The organism is Nioella aestuarii, assembly GCF_050896395.1.
GTDB lineage: Bacteria > Pseudomonadota > Alphaproteobacteria > Rhodobacterales > Rhodobacteraceae > Nioella > Nioella aestuarii.
Map to the genome: position 1 here is coordinate 65,883 of NZ_JBPBBA010000002.1, position 18,910 is coordinate 84,792.

The following is an 18,910-nucleotide window of genomic DNA, read 5'->3' on the forward strand; positions in this document are numbered from 1 at the left end:
TCTCCTTAGCGATGCCCGGTGTTGAGCTTGCGCTCAAGCCACATGGAGTAGCGGGACATGGAAAAACAGAAGATGAAGAAGCACAGGCCGATGAAGATGAACAGTTCCCAGTAGATACCGTTCCAGGCCGAGTCCGCGCGAATTGCGTTGGACAGGCCAATCGGGTCCAGAAGGCCGATGAACACCACCAGCGTGGTATCCTTGAAGAGGCCAATGAACGTGGACACGATCCCGGGGATGGAAATCTTCAGGGCTTGCGGCAGGATGATCAGCTGCATGGATTGCCAATAGTCCAACCCAAGGCTGTCTGCCCCTTCGTACTGGCCGCGTGGCAGGGCCGCGAGACCCCCACGAACCACCTCAGCAATATAGGCCGAGGAGAAGAGCGTCACCATGATGATCACCCTCAACATCAGGTCGAAGTTGGTTCCCGGCGGCAGGAAGTAGTTCAGCAGCAGCGATGCCGTGAACAGCCACACGATCAGGGGAACGCCCCGGATGACCTCGATGAAGAAGACCGAGCACTTGTTGATGATGAACAGGTCAGACTGCCGGCCAAGCGCCAGCAGGATACCAAGCGGCAGCGACATGACGATCCCTGCAACCCCGATCACGATGGCCAGCATGAAGCCACCAAACCGGTCAGAGGCAACCTGCTCGATTCCGATTGGCAGGGCAGAACTGAGCGCCCCACTGATCGTTCCAGCAAAAAGCAGCCAGTAGAGAAGCGGTACGACAATAGCGCCGATGGTTGCGCCAAGGGCACCCAGAGAAGCCGCCCCATAGGTCAGCACGGCCCAGCCAATGACGAAGCCTGCGGCCGTAACAAGCGGGCCCCAAATCGTCCCACCCCACAGAAGCCAGTAGGCCGCGAAGGGCATGATAGCCGTCACGATCAGCAGCTTGCGCGGTGCCTTGTCGAACAGGATGGGTGCAATCGCCACTCCGAACAGGATCAACGCCAGGATCGGCCGCCAGTACAGTTCGGACGGGTAGAAGCCGAATAGCAGCTGGTGCCAGCGGTCTGTGATCACCGCCCAACAGGCGACATCATAGCCGATACCACTGGCATCCCGGATTTCCCGGCACTCAGACAGCGAGTCCGCTTGCCAGATACCGCCCAAGGCCCATGGCATGGTGTGGGCCAGAACCCAATAGACGACATAAAGCGACACGAGCGTCAGGATCGAGTTCAACCAGCCCGAAAACAGGTTCTCCCGTATCCACTTCACCGCGCCTTTTTCGCCTAGTGGCGGATCTTTGGGGTCCAGCATCTGGGTGCGGACAAATGAAGGTGTCTTTGTCATATCACCGCTCCTTCAGCTTGACGGAGTTGTTGTAGATGTTCATCGCGCCTGAGATGACCAGCGAGGTCACCAGGTAGAACAGACCCAAAAGCAACATGCCCTCCAGCTCTCGGCCGGTCTGGTTGATCGTGATCCCCCCGAGGGTGGAGCGAACATCCATGTAGCCCACGGCGATGGCGAGCGAGCTGTTCTTGGTCAAGTTCAGATATTGCGAGATGAGCGGCGGAATGATCACCCGCATGGCCTGCGGAAGGATCACCAAGTTCATCGTCCGGTTCGGACGCAGGCCCAGGGCAAACGCTGCCTCGGTCTGGCCCTTGCTGACGGCCATGATGCCCGCCCGCACAATCTCGGCGATGAAGGCACCGGTATAAAGCGACAGCGCGAACCACAAAGCAATCAGCGAATTGCGCAGATGCGTACCGCCCGCAAAGTTAAAGCCGCGCAGTTCAGGATAGTTCAGATGCGCGCCCATCAGGATCAAAGCCGCAATCAGGGGCACGAAGAAGACCCCTAGATTGATATACCAGGTGGTTGGGCGAACCCCTGTCGCCTCCTGCTTGGCGGTGGCCGAGGCGTTGATCTTGCGGATGGCGACGATGCTGCCAATGACAAGTGCAATGATCACCAGCCAGTTCATCAGGCTGCCGGATTCCGCGCCGCCGATGACGTTGTTGAACTGAACCGAGGGGATGTAGATCCCGCGGTTCGTCACAGCGACACTGTCAAACACAATCATGGACGCTTCGGGTTCATCGCCGCGGAAATCACGCGGCTGAGGCGTGGCCTCGGTCATGACCGCGAAGATCAGGATGATCCAAAGCAGCAGCGGGATGTTGCGGAAGCCTTCCACGTAAACCGTCATCAGGCGTCCGACGATCCAGTTTTTGGACAGGCGCAGAACACCGGCGATGACGCCGAGGATCGTGGCCAGGATGCAGCCCAGGAAGGCGACAAGAAGCGTATTCAGAATGCCAACCAAAGCAGCCCGGCCATGGGTGGAGTCATTCGAGTATTCAATCAGGCGCTGGTTGATATCGTATCCGGCGCGAGAGCTGAGGAAGCTGAAGTTGAAGTCTTTCCCAAGCTCGCTCAGGTTCCGAACGATGTTCGTTCCAAGGAAGAACAGGCCGGCGATGATAAGGGCAAAGGCGACGACCTGAATGGTGATAGACCGATATCTGGTGTCGTAGATGAGTTGGCTAAGTCGGAAGGACTCGGCCGGTGGGTTTGTTGCTGTTGACATGTGTGGCAACCCCGACTGTCGCTGGAGGAGCGACCCACGACCCCCCAATCATCTGGCAAGCAGATGGTCCGGTCGCATGGTCAGTACTTGATGAGGCGCAATTGGAAGAAGGGCGCGGCAATGCCGCGCCCCCCAATTCCAGCTATTCCTTAGCGGAACGGCGGCGAGTAGAGCAGACCACCGTCGGTCCACTGCGCGTTCAGACCACGCGCCAGGCCGATCGGGGTGTTCTCACCGATGTTGCCTTCGAACAGTTCGCCGTAGTTACCGACGGAGGAAATCGCGTTTGCCGCCCAGTCAGAGGACAGGCCGAGCATACCGCCCAGGTCGCCTTCGGAGCCGAGCAGACGGTTGATTTCCGGGTTCTCGGTGCCGGCAGCCAGTTCAGCCACGTTTGCCGAGGTCACGCCAAGTTCTTCAGCTGCGATCAGAGCGTTCAGCGTCCAGCGGACGATATCGCCCCATTCGTTGTCGCCATGGCGAACGAGCGGGCCGAGCGGCTCTTTCGAGATGATTTCCGGCAGAACCACGTGTGCCGACGGATCTTCGAAGGTGGCGCGGGTAGCGGCCAGGCCGGATGCGTCGGTGGTGTACACGTCACAGGCGCCAGCAAGGTACTGCTGCTGTGCTTCTGCGTTGGTTTCGATCGGAACCGGCTCGTAGCTCATGTTGTTCGAGGCGAAGAAGTCCGCCAGGTTAAGCTCGGTGGTGGTGCCGGTCTGGATGCAGACGGTTGCGCCGTCCAGTTCCATGGCCGAGGAGACACCCAGTTCACGGGGAACCATGAAGCCCTGACCGTCATAGTAGTTGATGCCCACGAATTCGAAACGCAGGTCAACGTCACGGCTGAAGGTCCAGGTGGTGTTCCGAGCCAGCATGTCGATTTCGCCAGAGGCCAGCGCGGTGAAGCGGGTCTGACCGGTGGTGGGCACGAAGTTCACAGCAGTGGAGTCGCCGAGAACTGCCGCGGCGACAGCGCGGCAAACGCCAACGTCGAAGCCTTCCCATTCACCGTTTGCATCGGGCGCCGCAAAGCCAACGAGGCCAGTGGTCACGCCGCAGTTCAGTGCACCGCGTGCGCGGACTTCGTCCAGCGTCTGCGCGGACACAGCACCAGCTGCGAGACCTGCCACGGCAAGCGTGCCGAGAAGAACGGATTTATTCATGTTTACCTCTTCCTGATGGTTCACCCTTTTGGGCGACTTGTTCGGCCGTTACGACCTTTGAATTGGGAGGGGCAAACACCTATGGTACGTGCCCCCGCCCTTTAATTGGGCAAATCTGGGTGATGAGGTCAAGGGTGCGGTTCGGTGAAACACACTGTTCCAAGGCTTACCTAGGGTAAATTTCTTTGGCTGCACACATGCTGCGCAACAGCATTATAACTATGCCCAGTGAAACATCACGATCCTTGCGCAAGACGCAGAAAATTGGCGGCATGTCGAAAGGCGGCGCGCTTGGTTTCGGCCATTTCGGTGGCCTCCTCATCTTCGCCCCATTGCGAAATCTGCCAATCCTCGTCGATTCGACTCAGATGCCAGGCGTCATCGGGATCCATTTTCCCATTCGCGACATACAAACCCAGCACAAGCGACCCCGATAGCGAAATCAGGTCGTGTAATGCGGTCAGGGAAAAGGGCCTGTACCCGGCCACGGTGCGGGCATAGATGCCCAGACTTTCGGCAGGCTGATCGGCTGGCAGGATGCCCGTCACGACGATCAAGGGCGCGTTATAGGTCTTTTCGGCCCAGTCCAGAACCGGGTTCCACCCCTTGTTTTGTTGCTCTGCCAGCTCTCTCGGCGCTTCGGCGCGGTGGCACAGCAAATCGGTTTCCGCATAGGCCGACAGCATTGCTGCGACTTCTGAATGCTGAACCGATACCTTGTCGATCGCCGCATTCGCAGACCGCGTCACCGGCATTGACAACGGATCAATGACGCCCTCTTGCGCATCCCATTCGATGGCGACGGCCTCTGCCATCTCGCGGGTCGGCAGGATCATCGGAGCTTTCAGCGGCGTGCGCACCGGGCGACCATCCAGCAGAACCTGCCAACCGTCTTGGGCCTCTGCCACGCTTGTTTCTTTCCAGAACCGTTTCGCCTTCCACTCGCTCATCGTTTAGTCCCAAATGTCGTCCAAAACAGATTCCAACTGCGCGAATTGCGTCAGCACCGTTACCGCCCCGGCTTGCATCAGGTTTTCTGCCGGGTGATAGCCCCAGTTCACCCCAATTGCTGGAATTCTGGCATTTCGGCCCATCTCCATGTCGAAAACCGTGTCCCCGAGAATCACCGCATGTATAGTATCTACCCCGGTTTCGGACAGGCAACTCAGGATCATCGAGGGGTTTGGTTTCGACGGATGGTCGTCAGCCACCTGCACAGTCTGAAACAGCGGTCGAACACCATGCAGGTCCATCAGGTGATCCATGCCGCGCCGCGACTTGCCGGTCGCGATGCCAAGCAGCAGATCGTCGCGCGCCGCCAGCATCCCCAACATGTCGCGCGCGCCGGGATAAAAGGGTGACAGGGCCGCACCATTTTCAATGCGCAGTCGCATGAACCCATCCTTGTAGCCTTCGACCACAGCCGCCTGCGTCGCGGCATCGGCATCCGGCATCAATCGATCGATTGCAACCGGCAAAGACAGGCCAACGATGGATAGCGTCTTCTCGCGGGTCGGCGGGGTCAGGCCAAGCCCTTCGAACGCGCCGTTCATGGCCGCCACTATATGGGCCTGGCTGTCGATCAGCGTGCCGTCGACATCGAAGATGACCAGTTTCAGGGTCATTTCACCCTTTCGAACGGGTCTTCGGCAGCAAGGCTTTCATCCCATCCAAAGGTTTCCCAGCTTTGCGCCATATGCTCGGGCAAAGGGGCCGTGATGGTGATCTCTTTGCGGGTCACCGGGTGCTCGAACCGCATCATCCGCGCGTGCAGGTGCAGCTTCTTCGAGATGATGCCACCCAATTGAGCGCCCCAGCCATCCCCCAGGTTTTCCTGCCCAGAGCCGCCGTATTTACCATCCCCGATGATCGGGTGCCCGATCTCGGCCATATGTGCGCGCAGCTGATGGGTGCGGCCCGTAATCGGTTCCATCGCAACCCAGGCCGCGCGCGACGCAACGCGGTAAAGCGTGGCATAGAGTGTATGGGCGCGTTTGGCGTCGGGATTCTGGTCCATGTCACGCGGATGGATGGCGATCATCTTTTCGCCCTCCCCCTTACGTCCATGGCCGGGCGCTTTCATCAGGCCAAAGCGGATCTCGCCCAGATACGGCGTTGGCACACCGGCCACCAGCGCCCAATAGATCTTGCGCGTCTCACGGTGACGGATCGCGGTGGTCAAGGCCTTCGCGGCCTCTCGCGTGCGGGCCAGCAGCAGAACGCCCGAGGTATCCTTGTCCAGCCGGTGCACCAGCCGCGGCTTGTCCTCGAATCCGAATTTCAACGCCTCGGCCAACCCGTCCACATGGCGGGTCTGTTTGCTACCGCCTTGAGTGGGCAGACCCGGCGGCTTGTTCAGCGCGATGATATGGTCGTCGCGGTAGATCACCGCGCCCTGAATCATCTTCGCATCCCCATCGGACACATGTTCGCGCCTGGTGAACGGTTGCGGCGCTGCCTCATCGGGCAGCGGCGGGATGCGCACGGTTTGCCCAACTTCCAGACGAGTTGCCGGTTTCACGCGGCCACCGTTGACGCGGATTTCGCCCTTGCGGCACAGCTTCTCGATCTGCACTTGCCCGATATGGGGAAACTGCCGCCGGAACCAGCGATCCAGCCGCTGGTCGCCCTCATCGGGCCCAACATTTAAGGTTTGAACGCCACTCATAGGAATATCCCCCGCGCCAGCCACAGGCCCAGAAGCAGCCCGAAAATTGAACACACAACTGAGGCGACGACATACAAAACTGCCCCGCTCATGTCGCCGCGTTCATAAAGCGTCACCGCCTCTAGCGAGAAGGCCGAGAACGTTGTGAACCCACCCAGAACGCCCGTCATCACGAAGGGCGACAGATGCGTCAGCCCACGATGTGCCGCGGCCACTACGAAGACCCCCATCAGGAATGACCCCACGATATTCACCGTGATCACGCCGAGAGGGAAGGACCCGTGCCCAATCAGGCGGACGATTCCGATCCCGGTCGCATAGCGCGCCGAGGCCCCGATGGCGCCGCCGAGAGCGACCTGAAGAAGCGTTGTAAACATGGGCGGGGTTTGTGGCTTTGCGCGGGTCTTGTCAACCGCCCTGCCGCTTGGCGCGCAGCTTTGCAAAATAGGCCACACGCTTGGCCAGATCGCGTTCGAACCCGCGTTCGACCGGTTTGTAGAATTCCGTCCGCGCCATGGTGTCCGGGAAGTAATCCTGCCCCGAAAACCCGTCCTCGGCATCGTGATCATAGGCATATCCGTCGCCATAGCCCTGATCTTTCATCAACCCGGTTGGCGCGTTCAGGATATGCTTGGGCGGCGGAGCAGAGCCGGTTTTCGCCGCCGATTTCCGCGCAGCCTTGTAGGCCACGTAGATCGCATTCGATTTCGGTGCCAAAGCCAGATAGGCCACCGCCTGCGCCAGAGCCAATTCGCCCTCGGGGCTGCCAAGCCGCTCATAGGTCTGCCACGCATCGAGGCACAAACGCTGCGCCTGCGGGTCGGCAAGGCCAATGTCTTCCACGGCCATCCGGGTGATGCGCCGCGCCAGAAAACGCGGGTCTTCGCCGCCCTCCAGCATCCGCGCAAACCAGTATAGCGCCGCATCCGGGTCGGACCCGCGGACCGATTTGTGCAAGGCCGAGATCAGGTTGTAATGGGCGTCGCCCGACTTGTCGTACTGCGCGGCGCGGCGGCTGAGCCTCTGTCCAAGCGCCTTGGGATCCAGGGGTGCGTCCACTTTCCATGCCGCCACCTGTTCCACCAGGTTCAGCATCGCGCGCCCGTCACCATCCGCCATGTCTCGCAAAGATGCGCGGGCCTCGTCCGTCAGAGGCAAGGTTTTTCCCAGTTCCGCTTCTGCACGGGCAATGAGCTGATCCAGATCTTCCTCGGTCAGACGCTCCAGCACCAACACCTGGGACCGGCTGAGAACAGCGGCATTCAGTTCAAATGAGGGGTTTTCCGTGGTCGCACCAACCAGCAGAATCGTGCCATCCTCCATGTGTGGCAGAAAGCCATCCTGTTGGGCTTTGTTGAAGCGGTGGATCTCATCCACAAACAGCAGCGTTCCGCCGCCATTGGCACGGCGCAGCTTGGCAGCCTCGAACACCTTTCGCAGATCCGGTACGCCCGTAAAAATCGCGCTGATCTGCACAAAGCTCAAATCGGTTTCCTGCGCCAGAAGGCGCGCAATGGTTGTCTTGCCCACACCGGGCGGCCCCCAGAAAATGAGTGACCCGAGCGACCCTGCATCCAGCATCACCCGAAGGCTGCCATCGGGGCCAAGCAAGTGGCCCTGCCCGATCACCTCGGACAAGGCACGGGGGCGCAGCCGGTCGGCCAGGGGCCTTGGTCCGGCTGCGTTGGTGTCGGAGGATGGGGCACGTTCGAATAAATCGGCCATGCCCGCACCCTATGTCTGGATACGGTTGGGGAAAAGCCATTCCGGCATACGTCATCCGATCAATGCATCTTCGTGGCCATGCTGATCGAAACAGCGACGCTTTTCTCTCCGTCAAAATCCAGTTCACGGCCAGCCGGAACACAGTCGAGCCCGACACGGCGCGCAAGACGGGGGGAATTCGCGGGGATGATTCCGATCAGCTCGGATGCCCCCAGATCCCGCGCCGAACTGACCATTTCAGCGATCAGCTGCATCTGAACCCGAAAACGCAGTTTCGCCGGAACTTCGCGACTGACAAAAACGCGGCTCGATTCCCAGATATGGCTGGCAACGGGGGCTTTGCGATCAAGCAGGTCCGCCGGTATGGAATCCAAAAGCCCGCGCTGCGCATCACGAATCATGTAGGTGTAGATCCCGCAGCGATGCGTTGTTGGTGTCAGCCGAACGCCGGCCATGACATGGCCGTCTTCATGGACCGTGACCCAACGGCTGGCCGGAGTGTCGTATTGGTCGAACTCCATGCCATTTGCTTTTGGCAGATCCCAGCGGTTCTGGACAATGAACGTCTGGTGACGCGCACGGAGCATGTTCGCGAACAGCTCACCATGGTTGTGCATGTTCTCGAAAGACAGTGTAGTGACTTGCATTGAGGTGCCTCCTGGTTGGCGGTTGGTAAAACCTGAACCGCGAGGCAACTGCCTTTGCTGTCATAGTAATCGGAATTCCCGCGCTTTCTTGAGTGCTTCGGCCGTGGTTCGCGCACCCAAGCGAACGCGGGCGGACGACAGGCGCGCCTTCAGCGCGCTCTCGGAAATACCCAGCTTGGCAGCCGCTGCGGTATGTCTGTCTCCATCGGCGATCAGGCGAAGCGCCTCGATCTGCGCCTTGGTAAGTTCGGTGGGTGGGTCAGCGGCCTCGTGAAGCGCGCGGGATACCACTGCAATCGCGTCAAGCTCGTCATCCGTGAATTCACGGTCCGAACGCGCGCACCCGATAATGGACCGCGAGGTTATCGGCCCGCATGACACCACGGCACCATAAAGCAGGCCATGGCGTTTGGCCTTCTGCATGATGCTAAATGGGTCCGGCAGACGGATCTCGCTCCATCTTGTCTGTCCGCTGATACCGATCCCCCAAAACACCAGCGGGTCCCGTAAAGCATAGGCATTGTCCTGATACTCCTGCTGCCAGTCCGGCGGGTAGGTGCTTTTCATGATCAATGGCGACGCAAAACGGATATGCAGCCCCACGGTATACCCCATTGGGGCAAGGGCTTTCAGCTGATCCAGCAAGGATATGAGTACTCTACTATTGGACATGTCTTTTTCGACAGGTTGTCGGAATTCGGGTGCTCCGTAAAGTCATAATATGTCGATTGGTGTTGTGTGTCGAATGGCTGAAAAGATAAATCCGCATATTTTTGCGCGGATCATGGGTCTTCCGGGGTCTGTTCGTCGCGATATTCTTGAATTCATGGGTCAAACCCCTGTTTGTGAACGCGAATTGGAACGCCTTGTCGCTGTCGCTGCGGATTCTAATAGAATCGAAATATCGAAAGCGTCTTAACGGATCTTAAAATTGCAGCAGGCCATACGAAAAAACCCCGCCAGGATCGGCGGGGTTTCGTAATTTCGATCAGGCCAGTTAGCCAGAATCAATCTGCGGCGGATTCTTCGGCCTCGACGCGGGCGCGATCGCCTGCGCCTTTGGCGTCAACATCGCGGTCCACAAACTCGATGATTGCCATCGGGGCCATGTCCCCGTAGCGGAAGCCGGCTTTCAGAACGCGGACATAGCCGCCCTGGCGTTCTGCGTAGCGGGGGCCGAGCACTTCGAACAGCTTCGCGACATAGGCGTCCTGCTTCAGCTGAGCAGCGGCCTGACGGCGGGCGTGCAGATCACCGCGCTTACCAAGCGTGATCAGCTTTTCGATGATCGGGCGCAGTTCCTTGGCCTTGGGCAGAGTGGTCTTGATCTGCTCATGCTCAATGAGCGAGCCAGCCATGTTGGCGAACATCGCCTTGCGGTGTTCGTGGGTGCGGTTGAGGCGGCGGTAGCCACGTGCGTGACGCATGATTAGGTCTCCTAGACTTTGTGCTTTGTCCGGGGCCGGTGCGTGCCGGTCCCTCCTTGGTGGGGCAGGATTGCCCAGATGTTCCCCGCCAGCGCGGGCATTGCCGGGGGCGCGGGTTTCACGCCCCCGAAGAAGACATCAGAAGTTGTCTTCGAATTTCTTGGCCAGGTCTTCGATATTGTCGGGCGGCCAGTCGATGATATCCATTCCCAGGTGCAGGCCCATTCCGGACAGCACTTCCTTGATCTCGTTCAAGGACTTGCGGCCGAAGTTCGGGGTGCGCAGCATCTCGGCTTCGGTCTTCTGGATCAGGTCGCCGATATAGACGATGTTGTCGTTCTTCAGGCAGTTTGCCGACCGGACCGAGAGCTCCAGCTCGTCGACCTTCTTCAGCAGCAGCGGGTTGAACTCCAGATCGTCCTCGTCGTCCTGGCGGCCAGCGGCCTCGGGCTCATCGAAGTTGACGAAGATCGACAGCTGGTCCTGCAGGATGCGGGCGGCATAGGCCACGGCGTCATCCGGGGTCACGGACCCGTCGGTTTCTAGCTTCAGCGTCAGCTTGTCGTAGTCGAGAACCTGACCTTCGCGGGTCGGCTGCACGTCATAGGACACTTTCTTGACCGGCGAATAGATCGCGTCGATCGAGATCAGACCGATGGGTGCGTCCTCGGGGCGGTTCTTCTCCGCCGCGACATAGCCCTTACCGGTATTCACGGTCAGTTCCATGAACAGGTCGGCGCCTTCGTCGAGGTGGCAGATCACGTGATCGCGGTTCAGGATCTCGATACCAGCGGATTCCGAGATATCACCAGCGGTGACAACCTTGGGGCCCTTGGCCGAGATGGACACGCGCTTGGGGCCTTCCACATCCATACGGATGGAAACGCCCTTCAGGTTCAGCACCACGTCGGTCACGTCTTCACGAACGCCCGCGATCGAGGAGAACTCGTGCAGAACGTTGTCGATCTGGACAGACGTAATCGCCGCGCCTTGCAGCGACGACATCAGAACGCGCCGCAGCGCGTTTCCAAGCGTCAGACCAAAACCACGTTCCAGCGGCTCGGCGATGACCGTGGCCTGACGGGCCGGGTCGTTGCCGGGATTGACCACCAGTTGCGTGGGCTTGATCAGCTCTTGCCAATTCTTGTGGATCATGTGTCGCCTCCATTCCTGTTCGCGGGCGGATCCCTTGCCCGGAACGCTCGAGGATCAAAATGACAAACCTGCGGGCCGTGTGGATATCACACGGCCCGCAGGCATGTAGACATAGTCAGACGCGGCGGCGCTTCGGCGGACGGCAGCCGTTATGCGCGATCGGGGTCACATCACGAATAGAGGTGATGTTGAAACCGACGGCAGCCAGAGCGCGAAGCGCGCTCTCACGGCCGGAACCGGGGCCCTGGACTTCCACTTCCAGCGTCTTGACGCCGTGTTCCTGTGCCTTACGGCCCGCATCTTCTGCGGCCATCTGCGCGGCATAGGGGGTGGATTTACGGGAACCCTTGAAGCCCATTGTGCCAGCAGACGACCACGAAATGGCGTTGCCCTGCACGTCAGAGATCAGGATCTTGGTGTTGTTGAAGGAGCTGTTCACATGCGCCACACCTGCGGCGATGTTCTTGCGTTCCTTACGCTTCATGCGGGTCTTGTCACGAGCCATTGTACGAACCTCCCCTTACTTCTTCTTACCGGCGATGGCCTTTGCGGGGCCTTTGCGGGTACGGGCGTTGGTGTGGGTACGCTGGCCGCGAACGGGCAGGTTACGGCGATGACGCAGACCGCGATAGCAGCCCAGGTCCATCAGACGCTTGATGTTCATCTGCGTTTCACGGCGCAGGTCGCCTTCAACGGTGAAGTTGGCGTCGATATGCTCGCGTATGGCCAGAACTTCTGCATCCGACAGCTCGTTTACGCGACGGGTTTCGTCGATGTTCACAGCTTCACAGATGGATTTCGCAGAGGAGGGACCAATTCCGGTGATGTAGGTCAGCGCGATCGGAACGCGCTTGGCGGTGGGGATGTTTACCCCGGCAATACGTGCCACGTAGTCTTCCTTCTTCGTCGCGGTTCCGTAGCTCCAGAACCTTTTTTCACAACCGAAAGCCCGAGGCGGTCAGCCTGCGGGCCATCGAACAATCCAGTGCGCGTGCGATGCCGGAGTGATTCCGGCAAATCTCGCGATTCCCTTGTAGGAAGCCTGCTGTTAGGCGGAATTCCCCACGGGGTCAAGGGCGTTCAGATTTTGTCAAGAACTTTCTGGAAATCCAGATCGGCAGGCCGCTACGCGTCGCACAGATCAAGTACAGAAAGCGCTTCTCCGCCACGCATCACAGCCACCTGATCCGGCTGCTCGGGGTCAAGGTGAAACTCCGTTTCCTCATCAACACCCTGCCAGCGGCAATATCCCATTTCGGCCCCAGTGTCCGGCACGTCCATTTCCGGCAGATCCAGGTGGAATACACAGTGGCTGGACCGGGCGTTGTCGGGCTGTTCCAGGGCCTCGAACGCTTCGATCAGCATGTCCTCAAGGTCCCACTGGGAATAGCTGGCTCGGCAATCGTCCTGCGCCAGCGCCGTTCCCGGCACGGTCAACAGCGCCACGGTCAGGATCTGCACCATGGCCCGCACGCGCATCGCCCTTACAGAATCGCGCGGATCGCGCCTGCGACCTCGTCGATCTCACCCAGGCCATCCACCACGGACAGATCACCTTTGGCATAGTAGTAGCCAATCAGCGGCGAGGTCTTCTTGTAATATTCCATCAGGCGCTGCTTGAGGCTGTCCTCATTGTCATCTGCCCGGCGCTTGAACTCGGTGCCGCCACAGTTGACGCATTTGCCATCGGCCGGGATCGGCTTGGTGATGTCGTTGTAGACCTCACCGCAATCACCACAGGTGGAACGCGCCGTGATCCGCGACACAAGCGCATCGTCATCAACACGCATCTCGATGACCGCATCAAGGCCCTGCCCGGTTTTCGCCAGCAGCTCACCCAAGGCATCCGCCTGCGCCAATGTGCGCGGGAACCCGTCGAAGATGAACCCATCAGCTTCGACCGTGTTCAACTGCTCTTCGATCAGCCCAATCACGATTTCATCGGTGACCAGCTCTCCTCGGGCCATCACTTCCGCAACCCGCTTGCCCATCTCGGTTCCCGAGCTTTGGGCGGCGCGCAGCATGTCACCGGTAGACAGCTGGACCATGTTGCGCTCATCCACCAGGATCCGCGCTTGTGTGCCTTTGCCGGCCCCCGGGGGCCCGAGTAGAATAAGGTTCATCGCCGAGCCGGTCCTTTCCGTTTCGCGCGGCCACCTCCGGACTTGCGTCCACGCAGCTGCGATTTCTCGATCAGCCCTTCATACTGATGCGCCAGCAGATGCGACTGCACTTGTTGCACCGTATCCATGCCCACCGACACGATAATCAGGATCGAGGTGCCGCCGAAATAGGCCGTGATCGACAGCTGAGTACGGACGACCTCGGGCAGCAACACCACCAGTGCCAGATAGCCAGAGCCCAGAACCAGAATGCGGTTGACCACATATTCCAGATACTCGGCCGTTTTCGGGCCAGGGCGGATGCCGGGGACAAAGCCGTTCTGGTTCTTGAGATTGTCAGCAACGTCATCCACCTTGAACGACACGTTCAGCGTGTAGAAATAGGTGAAGAAGACGATCATCGCCGCGAAGAACAACAGGTAAAGCGGCTGGCCGGGGCCGAACATCGCCATGATCCAGGTCATCACCGGCCCAGCGTTCTGGCCCGAGAATGTGGAAATCGTGGTCGGCAGCAGCAGCAGCGACGACGCGAAGATCGCCGGGATCACGCCTGCCGGGTTTACCTTGATTGGCAGGTGAGACGAGCCGCCATCATACACCTTCATCCCCACCTGACGGCGCGGATACTGGATATGGATCTTGCGCAAAGATCGCTCCATGAACACGACAAAGGTCAGCGTGCCCAAAAGCATTGCGATAACGCCCAGAATGGTCAGAGTCTGCAAGTCGCCCGACCGGCCAAGGGTAAAGAACTGCGCCAGCGCGCCGGGGATTTCAGCGATGATGCCAACGAAAATGATCAGCGAGATACCGTTGCCGATGCCGCGCTGCGTGATCTGCTCACCCAGCCACATCAGGAACATGGTGCCGCCAACAAGGGTGATCACGCAGGACGCGCGGAAGAACCAACCCGGATCAGTCACCAGTTCGCCGGCTTCCAGGCTGACAGCAAGCCCATAGGCCTGCACAGTTGCCAGCAAGACTGTACCATAGCGCGTATACTGGTTGATCTTCTTGCGACCTTGCTCGCCTTCCTTCTTCAGCTGCTCCAGCGCCGGAACCATGGCGGTCATCAGCTGCACGATGATCGAGGCCGAGATGTAGGGCATAATGCCCAGCGTAAAGACGCCCATCCTTCCAAGAGCACCGCCGGTGAACAGGTCAATCATGTCGCCGACACCGCCAGCCGCCTGCTCGAAGAAATCGCGCAATGCGCTGCCGTCGATTCCAGGAACCGGAATATAGGTGCCGATCCGGTAGATGATCAGAAGGCCGATCGTGAACAGGATACGCTGGCGCAGCTCGGTGGCTTTGCCAAAGGTACGCCAGCTCAGGTTCGCGGCCATTTGCTCTGCAGCAGATGCCATAGGGTCTCTCTCATGCACAGCGCCGCGGGATCGGGGTCGACCACGCGGCGCGGGAAGAACTTGCCAAAGATGTAAGCGGTTAGGTTACCGCTCACAAGCGTTGATCGGGCTTTTGCCCGAAGGCCGAGTTATTCCGCCGCAGCCGCAGCCGCCACGGTCAGGCTGCCACCAGCCTTTTCGACGGCCTCGATGGCGGATTTCGACGCGCCGGTCACAGCGAGGTTCAGCGCGGCGGTCACGTCGCCCTTGGCCAGAACCCGGATACCGTCCAGCTTGCGGCGCACCAGGCCGGATGCAACCAGCGTATCCTCGGTGATCGCAGCCGATGCGTCGATCTTGCCTTCGTCAACGAATTTCTGGATCAGGCCCAGGTTAACAACAGCATATGCCTTGCGGTTCGGCTTGTTGAAGCCGCGCTTGGGCAGACGCTGATACAGCGGCATCTGGCCGCCTTCGTAGCCATTGATGGCCACACCCGAACGGGATTTCTGACCCTTGATACCACGGCCAGCGGTCTTGCCTTTGCCCGAACCGGGGCCACGGCCAATGCGCTTGGCTTTCTTGGTTGCGCCGGGATTGTCGCGCAGTTCATGCAGTTTCATGTCGCTTCTCCTTCGCCGGAACTGACCCCCGAAGCGATCACGGGGCCAAACACGGCATTTCTTGATTTTGAGACTCGGACCCGCACGGGGCCACCGGGGGCGTATAGACTCGCACACAGTCGCTGGCAAGCCCCCGCCGGTCCCCTGGCTGACCCCCCGGCCATCCCCTGCTGCCATGGGCCTCCCTCCCCGTTCATCCTGGTCGAAATGCCGTCGCCAGAGGCATCAAGCCATCTCAGCCACTGCAAAGCTCAGATCGGGTGCGCCACCCCTCTCCGGCGTACCGTGGCAACGCGGACCGACGAGGCCTCCGGCGCAAGCCGGGGGTTGAGAAGGGCCGCCCACGGGTCGACGACGCAGTCGGCGAAACCACCGTTTCATATGCTCGGAGGGTTCGGGGGTGTTTTTGCCCCTACCGGCGAAAGTTGAACAGCTGAGTGAGCCGGGTCTGACGCTGAAACGGGTGTGGCTCCGACGGTGGATCACGGCGCGCAATGACCCGCATTGCCAACCATCCCGACCACAGCCCGAAGATCACGCCGCCAACCGCCTGCCCGATCAGAACCCCTGCTGCGCCGAACCAGGCGGCAAACAGCATAACGAAGGGAATCGTGCCCAATGTATGACGGCCCCAATTGGTCCAGGTCGAATAGTAGGGATGACCGAGGTTGTTGAAGCTGGCATTCGAGACGAAGATCATCCCATTGAAAAACCATGCCAAAGCCAGCGGCCCACAGAACAGGTAGACAAGGTCTCTGGACGTGCCTTGCAGTTCGAACAGGGCTCCGATCGGTTCGCGCAGCAGGTACAGCAGCACCGAAACCACAATCACCACCAGCGCCGTGAACAAAAGCCCATCCAGATAGGCCCGTTTCACACGATCATGGTTCCGGGCTCCGAAATTCTGACCGATAATCGGCCCGACCGCGCCGGACAGGGCAAAGATGGTGCCAAAGGCAACCGGGATCAGGCGACCGACAATGGCCATGCCTGCCACTGCCTCCTCGCCAAACTCTGCCATCGCCCGCGTCACATAAGCTTGCCCGACAGGCGTCGCCAATTGGGTCAGGATCGCCGGCAGGGCAAGCGCGAATATCGGGTTGAAGTCATTCAGGAATTCGTCTCGCGTCGGGCGTGCGAAGCCACCATAATGGCGTAAGATCGGATAGAGCGCGGCAGCCGCAATCGACACACGCGCAGCGACGCTGGCAAGCGCGGCCCCGGTCAGTTCAAGGTCCAGACCAAAGATCAGGATCGGATCCAGAACCGCATTCACCAGCCCGCCGATGATCGTCGCATACATCGCCCGCCGCGCCGCGCCATGGGCCCGCAAAATCGCGCCACCCACCATGCCGATCAACAGCAGGGGAAGGCTTGGGATAATGATTTGCAGATAACCAACGGCGAGATCGTGGGTTTCTCCACTCGCTCCGATCATCGTCACGAGAAACCCGAGATTGAACCACACAATCGCAGCGAAAACGGCCCCGAAAGCGAACCCGTAGCTCAGGGCCGTCGTCGCTTTCATCCGCGCACCGGTTTCATCACCGCCGCCAAGCGCCCGCGCCACAAGCGCGCCCGCCGCGATGGACATGCCGATGCCGAAGGACGATGTGAAAAACAGGATCGCGCCCGCGTAGCCCACGGCTGCGGCCAGCTCTGCCTTACCCAACATCGAGATGAAAATCATGTCGACGAAATCGACAAGGAAGACTGCCATCAACCCAAGCGAGGCCGTCAGAGACATCACCGAAATATGTCGGAAGAGGTTTCCTTCCAGAAAGACCGCGTTTGATTGTGCCATTTGTTCTCCCTGCCACAGCCGCCTCGCTGCGACCACTCCTTATTTCTGCACATAGCTGACTCAAAACCGATCGATTGGGGGATTCACCCTAGAGGTTTGATGGGCGCCGTGTGGCAAAACGATGTCAGACAAACACACCAACACAACGGAGACAAAACAATGACCATCCTTCGCACTGCCGCCATCGCCCTGACCCTCGTCGCCACCTCTGCCGCCCTGCCCGCCTTTGCCGAAAATATCGAGGCTGGCCCGATCTGGAACCAGGGCCACGCCAACCAGGTCTGCCCCGCCGTCGCCCAGGCCCATGGGGGTGAATGGACCGGTCACTGGTGGACCACCGTCCCAAATGAAATGTCGGTCTGCCAGATCCAAATGCCCGCCCGCACCGTCGAAGCTGGCCCGATCTGGAACCAGGATCATGCCGAGCAGGTCTGCCCCGCCATCGCCCATTCTCACGGTGCTGAATGGACCGGCCACTGGTGGACCACCGTCTGGAACGAAATGTCCGTCTGCCAGATCCGCTAATCCCCTTATTCACACCAAAGCATTTTTATGACGCACGCGCCCCGGTCACCCTGCCGGGGCGTTATTCTTTTGCGATTTCGATGACAGATGGGGGATCGACCCCAGGGTTATTCCGCAGTTTGGTGGGCAAAGTGATTTCAGCAAAACACATAAGCCAGGAGAAACCCAATGTTCCGCACCACCCTGACCACCGCCTTTGTCGCCTTAACCTTGACCGCAACCGCAGCCACCGCCGAAACGCGTCGTGAGAACATCGAGGCATTGAATGAAGTCGAGGCGCTCCTCATCTGCAACATGGTGGCCGATCAGGAAGGCGCCACGGGACGTGGCAGCGTGCGTATCGTGGACTATTTCACCTATGAATGCAGCTATACCGTGCCCGCGCAGCGGGTCATCACCGTCGAGGTCATGCCATTGCTGCACGTGGCCCAGGCCCGCCCCGTCTGCCGCGATGCCGCCCGTGACCGCAACGGCACATGGACCGGCGACTGGAACGGCAACGGAGCGTTTGCCCCCGGCACCTGCACCATCCGCGTGCCTGCAAACTAATCCCCGCGCAAGCAGGCCGATACGATAACGCCAAACGCCGCGCCCCTTGCATCACGGTTTTTCGACGCGCACAATTCGTGCGAGCCTTAACCTTTTGCAGCGGGGGATATCATGAGTATTTCCAAAGGCGGCTGTTTGTGCGGGAACGTCAGATACGAAGTGAACGGCCCACCCGATTGGGTAACTGTTTGCTTTTGCAAGTTTTGCCAACGCGCCACCGGCGGCCCGCAAATGACCGAGCCGATCCACCATATCAGCGCGTTTGAGGTGACACGAGGCACACCCAAGGTCTACACGCATATTTCGGGCGGAAGCGGAAAAGAGGTTTACATCCATTTCTGCGCAGATTGCGGAACAAAAACGCATCTGACCTTTGAACGCTGGCCCGATCGGCTTGGCGTTTATGCGGGCACGTTTGACGATCCAGGCTGGTTCGATATGACGCCGGAAAACACCAAGTTCATCTTTGTTGGCGAAGCCGCAAGGGGAACAATGGTTCCAGCCGGGTTCAAAACCTTCTCCGAACATGCAGCCACAGCGGATGGCATCCCGATGGATCCCGAGATTCTATCCGAGGTGCTGCATATCCGAAGATAGGA

General features: G+C 59.7%; 22 protein-coding genes. 3 read left to right on the forward strand and 19 right to left on the reverse strand.

Going from position 1 to position 18,910, the window contains the following annotated elements; all coding sequences use genetic code 11:
* Window positions 1-5: 5 nt before the first annotated feature.
* The 19 genes from ACROHD_RS01840 to ACROHD_RS01930 form a co-directional block, all read right to left on the reverse strand.
* Window positions 6-1,307: an amino acid ABC transporter permease gene (locus ACROHD_RS01840; RefSeq protein ID WP_432675577.1), complete on the reverse strand. Its 1,302-nt coding sequence runs from the start codon at window positions 1,305-1,307 to the stop codon at window positions 6-8.
* 1 nt (window position 1,308) lies between these two features.
* Window positions 1,309-2,553, reverse strand: coding sequence for an amino acid ABC transporter permease (locus ACROHD_RS01845; protein ID WP_432675578.1), 1,245 nt, complete (start codon window positions 2,551-2,553; stop codon window positions 1,309-1,311).
* Window positions 2,554-2,702: 149 nt separating this feature from the next.
* Window positions 2,703-3,719 (reverse strand): amino acid ABC transporter substrate-binding protein, encoded by a 1,017-nt coding sequence (locus ACROHD_RS01850; RefSeq protein WP_432675579.1) that lies wholly within the window; start codon window positions 3,717-3,719, stop codon window positions 2,703-2,705.
* A 236-nt stretch (window positions 3,720-3,955) separates the two neighbouring features.
* Window positions 3,956-4,669: an ATP12 family chaperone protein gene (locus tag ACROHD_RS01855; protein ID WP_432675580.1), complete on the reverse strand. Its 714-nt coding sequence runs from the start codon at window positions 4,667-4,669 to the stop codon at window positions 3,956-3,958.
* 3 nt (window positions 4,670-4,672) lie between these two features.
* Window positions 4,673-5,344, reverse strand: a complete 672-nt coding sequence (locus tag ACROHD_RS01860; RefSeq protein WP_432675581.1) for an HAD-IA family hydrolase — start codon at window positions 5,342-5,344, stop codon at window positions 4,673-4,675.
* The gene (locus tag ACROHD_RS01865) at window positions 5,341-6,387 is read right to left on the reverse strand and encodes an RluA family pseudouridine synthase (RefSeq protein ID WP_432675582.1); all 1,047 of its coding nucleotides are present in this window, start codon (window positions 6,385-6,387) and stop codon (window positions 5,341-5,343) included. Before ACROHD_RS01865 ends, ACROHD_RS01860 begins: the two co-directional genes overlap by 4 nt.
* Window positions 6,384-6,764 carry a fluoride efflux transporter CrcB gene (crcB, locus tag ACROHD_RS01870; RefSeq protein ID WP_432675583.1) on the reverse strand — a complete coding sequence of 127 codons (381 nt, stop codon included), beginning with the start codon at window positions 6,762-6,764 and terminating at the stop codon, window positions 6,384-6,386. The genes ACROHD_RS01865 and crcB overlap by 4 nt, the downstream gene beginning before the upstream one ends.
* A gap of 31 nt (window positions 6,765-6,795) precedes the next feature.
* Window positions 6,796-8,112 (reverse strand): replication-associated recombination protein A, encoded by a 1,317-nt coding sequence (locus tag ACROHD_RS01875; protein WP_432675584.1) that lies wholly within the window; start codon window positions 8,110-8,112, stop codon window positions 6,796-6,798.
* Window positions 8,113-8,171: 59 nt separating this feature from the next.
* Window positions 8,172-8,759, reverse strand: a complete 588-nt coding sequence (locus ACROHD_RS01880) for an acyl-homoserine-lactone synthase (RefSeq protein WP_432675585.1) — start codon at window positions 8,757-8,759, stop codon at window positions 8,172-8,174.
* A 60-nt stretch (window positions 8,760-8,819) separates the two neighbouring features.
* Complete coding sequence (locus tag ACROHD_RS01885) at window positions 8,820-9,431, reverse strand: autoinducer binding domain-containing protein (RefSeq protein ID WP_432675586.1); 612 nt, start codon at window positions 9,429-9,431, stop codon at window positions 8,820-8,822.
* Between the two features lie 335 nt (window positions 9,432-9,766).
* Complete coding sequence (rplQ, locus tag ACROHD_RS01890) at window positions 9,767-10,186, reverse strand: 50S ribosomal protein L17 (RefSeq protein WP_432675587.1); 420 nt, start codon at window positions 10,184-10,186, stop codon at window positions 9,767-9,769.
* Between the two features lie 138 nt (window positions 10,187-10,324).
* Window positions 10,325-11,341: a DNA-directed RNA polymerase subunit alpha gene (locus ACROHD_RS01895; protein WP_432675588.1), complete on the reverse strand. Its 1,017-nt coding sequence runs from the start codon at window positions 11,339-11,341 to the stop codon at window positions 10,325-10,327.
* Window positions 11,342-11,456: 115 nt separating this feature from the next.
* Window positions 11,457-11,846 (reverse strand): 30S ribosomal protein S11, encoded by a 390-nt coding sequence (rpsK, locus tag ACROHD_RS01900; protein WP_284481501.1) that lies wholly within the window; start codon window positions 11,844-11,846, stop codon window positions 11,457-11,459.
* 15 nt (window positions 11,847-11,861) lie between these two features.
* Complete coding sequence (gene rpsM, locus ACROHD_RS01905) at window positions 11,862-12,230, reverse strand: 30S ribosomal protein S13 (protein ID WP_127562021.1); 369 nt, start codon at window positions 12,228-12,230, stop codon at window positions 11,862-11,864.
* A gap of 236 nt (window positions 12,231-12,466) precedes the next feature.
* Window positions 12,467-12,814, reverse strand: a complete 348-nt coding sequence (locus ACROHD_RS01910) for a hypothetical protein (RefSeq protein ID WP_432675589.1) — start codon at window positions 12,812-12,814, stop codon at window positions 12,467-12,469.
* A gap of 11 nt (window positions 12,815-12,825) precedes the next feature.
* Window positions 12,826-13,464 (reverse strand): adenylate kinase, encoded by a 639-nt coding sequence (locus ACROHD_RS01915; protein ID WP_432675591.1) that lies wholly within the window; start codon window positions 13,462-13,464, stop codon window positions 12,826-12,828.
* On the reverse strand, window positions 13,461-14,831 hold the full coding sequence (gene secY / locus ACROHD_RS01920) for a preprotein translocase subunit SecY (protein WP_432675592.1): 1,371 nt from the start codon (window positions 14,829-14,831) through the stop codon (window positions 13,461-13,463). The genes ACROHD_RS01915 and secY overlap by 4 nt, the downstream gene beginning before the upstream one ends.
* Before the next feature lie 128 nt (window positions 14,832-14,959).
* Complete coding sequence (gene rplO / locus ACROHD_RS01925) at window positions 14,960-15,433, reverse strand: 50S ribosomal protein L15 (RefSeq protein WP_432675594.1); 474 nt, start codon at window positions 15,431-15,433, stop codon at window positions 14,960-14,962.
* 412 nt (window positions 15,434-15,845) lie between these two features.
* The gene (locus ACROHD_RS01930; RefSeq protein ID WP_432675595.1) at window positions 15,846-17,237 is read right to left on the reverse strand and encodes an MATE family efflux transporter; all 1,392 of its coding nucleotides are present in this window, start codon (window positions 17,235-17,237) and stop codon (window positions 15,846-15,848) included.
* 159 nt (window positions 17,238-17,396) lie between these two features.
* On the opposite strand from ACROHD_RS01930, the gene ACROHD_RS01935 reads away from it, so the two are divergent.
* The 3 genes from ACROHD_RS01935 to ACROHD_RS01945 all read left to right on the forward strand — a co-directional run bounded on the left by ACROHD_RS01935 (window position 17,397) and on the right by ACROHD_RS01945 (window position 18,908).
* The gene (locus ACROHD_RS01935; RefSeq protein WP_432675596.1) at window positions 17,397-17,762 is read left to right on the forward strand and encodes a mannan-binding lectin; all 366 of its coding nucleotides are present in this window, start codon (window positions 17,397-17,399) and stop codon (window positions 17,760-17,762) included.
* Between the two features lie 168 nt (window positions 17,763-17,930).
* The gene (locus tag ACROHD_RS01940; RefSeq protein ID WP_432675597.1) at window positions 17,931-18,311 is read left to right on the forward strand and encodes a hypothetical protein; all 381 of its coding nucleotides are present in this window, start codon (window positions 17,931-17,933) and stop codon (window positions 18,309-18,311) included.
* Between the two features lie 111 nt (window positions 18,312-18,422).
* Window positions 18,423-18,908, forward strand: coding sequence for a GFA family protein (locus ACROHD_RS01945; RefSeq protein WP_432675598.1), 486 nt, complete (start codon window positions 18,423-18,425; stop codon window positions 18,906-18,908).
* The last annotated feature ends 2 nt before the right edge of the window (window positions 18,909-18,910 follow it).

Bases quoted from the DNA above. Each gene is read 5' to 3' on its own strand.
- ACROHD_RS01840 (WP_432675577.1), bottom strand. From the start codon at position 1,307: ATGACAAAGACACCTTCATTTGTCCGCACCCAGATGCTGGACCCCAAA.
- ACROHD_RS01845 (WP_432675578.1), bottom strand. From the start codon at position 2,553: ATGTCAACAGCAACAAACCCACCGGCCGAGTCCTTCCGACTTAGCCAA.
- ACROHD_RS01850 (WP_432675579.1), bottom strand. From the start codon at position 3,719: ATGAATAAATCCGTTCTTCTCGGCACGCTTGCCGTGGCAGGTCTCGCA.
- ACROHD_RS01855 (WP_432675580.1), bottom strand. From the start codon at position 4,669: ATGAGCGAGTGGAAGGCGAAACGGTTCTGGAAAGAAACAAGCGTGGCA.
- ACROHD_RS01860 (WP_432675581.1), bottom strand. From the start codon at position 5,344: ATGACCCTGAAACTGGTCATCTTCGATGTCGACGGCACGCTGATCGAC.
- ACROHD_RS01865 (WP_432675582.1), bottom strand. From the start codon at position 6,387: ATGAGTGGCGTTCAAACCTTAAATGTTGGGCCCGATGAGGGCGACCAG.
- crcB (WP_432675583.1), bottom strand. From the start codon at position 6,764: ATGTTTACAACGCTTCTTCAGGTCGCTCTCGGCGGCGCCATCGGGGCC.
- ACROHD_RS01875 (WP_432675584.1), bottom strand. From the start codon at position 8,112: ATGGCCGATTTATTCGAACGTGCCCCATCCTCCGACACCAACGCAGCC.
- ACROHD_RS01880 (WP_432675585.1), bottom strand. From the start codon at position 8,759: ATGCAAGTCACTACACTGTCTTTCGAGAACATGCACAACCATGGTGAG.
- ACROHD_RS01885 (WP_432675586.1), bottom strand. From the start codon at position 9,431: ATGTCCAATAGTAGAGTACTCATATCCTTGCTGGATCAGCTGAAAGCC.
- rplQ (WP_432675587.1), bottom strand. From the start codon at position 10,186: ATGCGTCACGCACGTGGCTACCGCCGCCTCAACCGCACCCACGAACAC.
- ACROHD_RS01895 (WP_432675588.1), bottom strand. From the start codon at position 11,341: ATGATCCACAAGAATTGGCAAGAGCTGATCAAGCCCACGCAACTGGTG.
- rpsK (WP_284481501.1), bottom strand. From the start codon at position 11,846: ATGGCTCGTGACAAGACCCGCATGAAGCGTAAGGAACGCAAGAACATC.
- ACROHD_RS01915 (WP_432675591.1), bottom strand. From the start codon at position 13,464: ATGAACCTTATTCTACTCGGGCCCCCGGGGGCCGGCAAAGGCACACAA.
- secY (WP_432675592.1), bottom strand. From the start codon at position 14,831: ATGGCATCTGCTGCAGAGCAAATGGCCGCGAACCTGAGCTGGCGTACC.
- rplO (WP_432675594.1), bottom strand. From the start codon at position 15,433: ATGAAACTGCATGAACTGCGCGACAATCCCGGCGCAACCAAGAAAGCC.
- ACROHD_RS01930 (WP_432675595.1), bottom strand. From the start codon at position 17,237: ATGGCACAATCAAACGCGGTCTTTCTGGAAGGAAACCTCTTCCGACAT.
- ACROHD_RS01935 (WP_432675596.1), top strand. From the start codon at position 17,397: ATGACCATCCTTCGCACTGCCGCCATCGCCCTGACCCTCGTCGCCACC.
- ACROHD_RS01940 (WP_432675597.1), top strand. From the start codon at position 17,931: ATGTTCCGCACCACCCTGACCACCGCCTTTGTCGCCTTAACCTTGACC.
- ACROHD_RS01945 (WP_432675598.1), top strand. From the start codon at position 18,423: ATGAGTATTTCCAAAGGCGGCTGTTTGTGCGGGAACGTCAGATACGAA.